General features: G+C 46.7%; 1 protein-coding gene. It reads left to right on the top strand.

The window, feature by feature from the left end:
* Window positions 1-78: 78 nt before the first annotated feature.
* Window positions 79-1269 carry an IS256 family transposase gene (locus CFI03_RS11750; RefSeq protein ID WP_248757521.1) on the top strand — a complete coding sequence of 397 codons (1191 nt, stop codon included), beginning with the start codon at window positions 79-81 and terminating at the stop codon, window positions 1267-1269.
* The last annotated feature ends 107 nt before the right edge of the window (window positions 1270-1376 follow it).

The raw sequence follows: 1376 nt of genomic DNA, 5'->3' as shown, positions 1-1376 counted from the left end.
GATCTGGAGTCTTTCCAGAATGCAAAAAAGTAGGGTATCCTCGGGATTGCGACATCACCAAGAGGAGGACCCTACTCGATGACTAATATACCCGATAATGCCTTTCATAATCTACTTGAAAATACTGTTACTAAGCTGCTCCAAGAAAAGCTTGAACTACTCCTTCAAGAAGAAATTAAGAATTACATGACCATTGAAAAACCCACGTCATCCAATAGCCGAAACGGACATTACAAGCGTTCGTTCCAGACGCGCTATGGCACCATTAACGCACTTCGGGTTCCACGTGACCGTAAAGGGACCTTCCAGACGCAACTTTTCGAGCCATACCAACGCAGAGAAGGATGGTTAGAGGAGGCCATTATTCACATGTACAAAGGTGGTATGAGTACGCGCGAGGTGGCTAAGTTCATCGAAAGTATGTTTGGCACACACTACTCTCCAACAACGGTCAGTAACATTACACAAACGGTTATGGAGGACATTGAAGAGTGGCAAACACGTCCCCTGGAGAAACGCTACTCCGTCCTCTACTTGGATGGTCTCTACGTCAAACTCAAACGTAACACGGTAAGCAGCGAAGCCGTGTACTTAGTGATGGGAATTGATGAGAAAGGAATTCGTCAAATCCTCGGCTTCTACGTTGGAGGTCACGAAAGCTCAAACGGTTGGCGCGAGGTACTTAAAGACCTTAAGAAGCGTGGTGCCACAGATGTATTGCTCGGCGTATTTGATGGCCTACCTGGTCTGGAAGACGCTTTTCGTGAGATCTACCCAATGGCTGATGTTCAGCATTGTGTCGTCCACAAAGTCCGTGCTACTTTCCCAAAAATCCGTATGGCGGATAAGACGGCGTTTCTGAGCGACCTGAAACAGGTCTACACCGCTATTGATAGGGATGTTGCCCAGGCTGTGTTTGATGGCTTCAAAAGTACATGGAGCAAGCGGTATCCAAAGGAAGTGAAGTCGTGGGAAGAGCAACTTCCAACTTTGCTTACATTCTACAAGTACCCGTCATTAGTCCGAAATGCGATCTACACGACGAATCCGATCGAGCGCATGAATAAAGAACTGCGAAAGCGGCTAAAACCAATGAACAGCCTAACTAACATTGAAGCTGCAGAGAAAATCATTTACTTACAAGCCATTGATTACAACGAGAATTGGTGTGGTAGAGCCGTTCGTGGGTTTAGTGATCCTGGCACCAGAGCTGCGTTTGAAGCCATGTACAGTGAGCGTTACGCAAACAACTCATTTAAAGAAGAATGAGCTCCCGCGCCTTCGCTTGGGCTTTGCCCTCTAGAAGGTCAACAGCTAAATATTCATTTCCAACGTCCCGATGGAAATCCCTACTACACAAACTTCTTGACGCTACC

The organism is Paenibacillus sp. ATY16 (genome assembly GCF_003399985.2).
Taxonomy (GTDB): Bacteria; Bacillota; Bacilli; order Paenibacillales; family Paenibacillaceae; genus Pristimantibacillus; species Pristimantibacillus glycanilyticus.
Note: the sequence above shows the minus strand (reverse complement) of the source record. Positions and strands in the feature narration are given on the sequence as shown.